Source organism: Dactylosporangium sp. NPDC005572 (assembly GCF_040605515.1).
In the GTDB taxonomy this organism is placed as follows: domain Bacteria; phylum Actinomycetota; class Actinomycetes; order Mycobacteriales; family Micromonosporaceae; genus Dactylosporangium.
On record NZ_JBEXCY010000404.1, the window covers coordinates 1 to 4151 of the forward strand.

Sequence of the window (4151 nt, forward strand, 5' to 3'; positions counted from 1 at the left end):
GGCCCGCGGGCGGGCCCTGGCCGACCTGCTGCAGCAGCGGCGGCTCGACCTGCGCCCGCGCGACCGCGCGCAGCGCGAACTGCTGGACGAGGAGCGGCGGATCGAGGCGCGGCTGCACCGCGCACGGCAGGACGACCATGCAACAGCCGAGCACGAGGAGCAGCTCGAACGGGTGCGGCTGCGGATCCGCCGGGAGTTCCCGGCCTACGCCCGGCTGCGCGACCCCGCCCCGGTGGACCTGGCCGGCGCCCAGGCCCTGCTCGACGACGCGACACTGCTGCTGGCGTACCACGTCGACGGCGACTCCTGCGTCGCGTGGGCCGTGCGCCGCACCGGCTGCGGTACGACGCCGGTCCGGGCGACCGAGGAGCAGCTCCGCAAGCTGGTCGACGACGTCCTGCGGGCATGCACCGCGGATGGGGACGAGCTGCCGGGCGCCGCCGAGCTGGCGGACCTGCTCGTCGCCCCGATCCCCGCGGACGTGCGGCGGCTCGTCGTGGTACCGGCCGGGCCGCTGGCCTACCTGCCGTTCGAGCTGCTGCCGTACGGGGAAGGCTGCCTCGGCGACCGGATCGCCGTGTCCTACCTGCCGTCGGTGACCGCCGGTGCCGACCTGCGCGAACGCGGTGCCGACCGGCCGGCGAGCTGGTCGCGGCGGCCGTTCGCCGGGTTCGGGCTGGCCGAGCACCTGCCCGGCACCCGGGAGGTCGTCGAGATCGCCGCCGACTACGGTCCCGGCGCCCGGGCCTGGACCGGCCAGGACCTCACCCGGGACCTGGTACGGCGGGAGAGCGCGGGCCACCGCGTGGTCCACTTCGCCACGCACGGCGTCGTCGACGACCGGGACCCGCTCGACTCGGGCCTGACCCTGGCCGGCGGTGCGGTACTGCGGGCGGCCGAGATGTTCGACCTGCACCTCGACGCGCAGGTCGTGGTGTGCTCGGCCTGCGAGACGGCCACGGGCCGCATCCGCGCCGGCGAGGGCCTGGTCGGGATGAGCCGGGCCCTGTTCTACGCCGGGGCCCGCAGCCTGGTCGTGAGCCTGTGGCCGGTCGCCGACCGCCCGACCCGCCGGCTGATGCGCCGCCTGCACGACCAGCTGCGCGCCGGCCACCCGCCCGCGGAAGCGCTCTGGCGGGCCAAGCGGCACGTGCGGCAGAGCCATCCCCAGGTGTACCGCCACCCGCGCGAATGGGCCGCCTTCATCCTCGTCGGCGACGGGGAGGCCGGATGAGCGAGACCGCCCGCCGCGCGGCGGAGCTGCTGGTCCGCGCCCGCACCGAACCGGACGCCGACGACGCGCTGCTGCGCCGGAGCATCGCCCTGTTCCGGGCGGCCGGCACGGACCCGGCGAACCTCGGCGTCGCGCTGCGCATGCTGGCCGAGCGCACCGGCGACCCGGACGTGGCGGCGGACGCGGTCGCCGAGCTCCGCGCCGCGCTCGACGCGCGGGCGACCCCGGGCCGGTACCTGAACCTGGCCAGCGCCCTGCACGTCCGGTTCCTCCTCACCGGCGACGACGCCCACCTGGGCGCGGCCGTCGACGCGGCCCGCGCCGCGGTCGACAGCAGCGACGGCGACGACCTGGCCCGGCCGGTGCGGATGGCCAGCCTGGCCGGGCTGCTGCTCGACCGGGCCGGGCGCACCGGCGACGGCGCCGACGTGGCCGAGGCCGTGGCGCTCACCGGGCGCGCGTTCGAGCTGCCGGCCCCCGAGGACGACTTCTGGTCGGTCATCGCCCACAACCGCGTGCTGGCGCTGCGGATGGCGTACGAGCGCGGCGCCGGCCCCGAGGCCGCCGAGGAGGCGATCGACATCGGCCGCGAGACGCTCCGGCACCTCGAGGCCGGGGCGGGCACCGCCGGCAACCTCGGCCTGGTCCTCCTGTCGCGGTACCGGTCGGGCCGCGACCCGGGGGACCTGGACGCGGCCGTCGAGGCGCTGACCGTCGCCGCGGACCGCCCCGGGCCGCTGCGGCCGGTGTGGCTGGGCAACCTCGTGAGCGCCCTGACCGAGCGGTACCGCGACGCCCCGGACGAGGCGACGTTCACGCTGCTCACGGCGGCCGGGCAGGCGGCGCTCGACGCGCTGGCCGGCGACGACCCGCGGCGCGGGCCGATCCTGGTCAACCTCGGCGGCGCCCACCTCGAACGGTACGAGCGCACCGGCGACCCGGGCGCGCTCGACGCGGCCCAAAGCTTGCACGAGGCGGCGGTCGACGCCACCGCGGACGCGCCGGCCCACCAGACCCTCGCGCGCGGCGGGCTCGCGGTGGTGTGGCAGCGCCGCGCCGCCGTCACCGGCGACACCGGGCTGCTCGACCGGGCCATCCAGCTGGGCCGCGAGCTGGCCGACCGCCCCTACGCCGACGCCGCCGACCGGGCCAACGCCCTGTCCACGCTCGGGCTGGCCCTCGCCGACCGGTTCATCGCCACGGGCGCCATCGACGCCGTCGCCGAGGCCGCCGCGCGGCTGCGCGACGCGGTCGAGGCGCTGCCACAGGGCCACGCCGAACGGCTCCAGCACCTGTCGAACCTGACCGTGCTGCTGCAGTCGTGGGCCGAGGCCACCGGCGAGCAGCGGGTGACCGACGAGGCGATCGCCGCCGCCCGCGAGGCCGTCGCCGCGAGCGGTGACCTGCCGGTCCGGGTCGGCTACCTGGCCAACCTCGGCGGCGCGCTGTGGCGCCGCTACGTGCGCGACGGCGACCCCGCCGCGCTCGACGAGGCGGTGCGGGCGGCCCGGGCCGCGGTCGAGGCGACGCCGGCGGACCACCCCGACCGGCCCATGTACCTGTCGAACCTGTCCGGCATGCTGGCCCGCCAGGACGACAGCGCCCGCGACCCGGCGGCCATGCGCGAGGCCGTCGACTGCGCGCGGGAGGCGGTCGAGCGCACCGCCCCTGGCCACCCGGACCGGCCGATGCGCCTGTCCAATCTCGGGCTCGTCCTCCGGTACCACTGGGAACACCACGGCGAACCGGGAGCGCTCGACGCGGCGGTCCAGGCCGCCCGGGAGGCCGTGGCCACCACGCCGGACGGCCACCACGCGCGGCCCGGCCGGATGAGCAACCTCGCGGCCACCCTGCTGGTGCGCGACGGTGACCCGGACCGGCGCGAGGCCGCGCGGCTGTTCCACGACGTGGCCCGCAGCGAGGTCGCCCCGGTGCCGCTGCGCGTGCAGACGGCCGCGAAGGCCGGCGAGCTGGCGGCCGGCGCGGGCGCCTGGACCCTCGCGGCCGAGGAGTTCGGGCTGGCGGTGCGGCTCATGCCGCGGCTGGCCACCCACTACACCGACCGGGCCGACGAGGAGCACGACCTGGCCCGCTTCGCCCAGGTCCCGGGCGACGCGGCGGCCTGCGCGCTGCACGCCGGGGACGCCCGGCTCGCCCTGGAGCTGCTGGAGGTCGGTACCGGCGTCATGCTCGCCCGCACGCTGGAGCTGCGCACCGACCTGACCGAGCTGCGCGAGCGCTTCCCGGACGTGGCCGCGCGGCTGGAGCAGGCGGCGGGCGCGATCGGCGACGGCGGGCCGGCAGCGTCCGGAACCGCGGCCGGGGTCGCCGCCGGCACCCTCGACGGCATCCGGCGGCGCGGGGTCGACCGGGCCTGGCGTGACCTCGTCGCCGAGATCCGCCGGCTGCCCGGCCTCGACCGCTTCCAGCTGCCGCCGTCCGAGGCCGACCTGCGGGCGCTCGCCGCGCCGGGCCCGATCGCGGTCGTGACCACCAGCCGGTACCGCTGCGACGCGCTCCTGGTCACCACCGACGGGCAGGTCCGCGCCGTCCCGCTGCCCGGCCTCGCCCACGACGACGTGGCCGCCGCCGTCCGCACCGTGCTCGACGCCGACCCCGACGCCGACCCGGTGCCGCTGCGCGACCTGCTCGCCTGGCTCTGGGACACCACCGCTGCCCCGGTCCTGGCCGCCCTGCCGCCGGCGGCCGGCCCGCCGCAGCGGCTGTGGTGGATGCCGGTCGGCGCCCTGGCGCTGCTGCCGTTGCACGCCGCCGGGCACCCGGGCGGCCCGTACGTCGACGACCACGTGATCGCCGGCTACACCCCGACGCTCGGCGCGCTGCGCTACCACCGCAACCGGCCCGCCCCGGTGAGCAGCGCCTCCGGGCCGCCGTACAGCTGCGCCGCGAGCAGCCG

Annotated in this window: 2 protein-coding genes; both read left to right on the plus strand. The window is 78.3% G+C overall.

Translation table 11 applies throughout. The annotated features are described in order from the left end of the window. Positions 1–1234: CHAT domain-containing protein (locus ABZS66_RS60870; RefSeq protein ID WP_354774012.1), on the plus strand; the 1234-nt coding region annotated here is incomplete at its 5' end. Further along, a partial coding sequence (locus tag ABZS66_RS60875) for a hypothetical protein (protein ID WP_354774014.1) occupies positions 1231–4151 on the plus strand: 2921 nt, incomplete at its 3' end. The genes ABZS66_RS60870 and ABZS66_RS60875, both read left to right, overlap by 4 nt.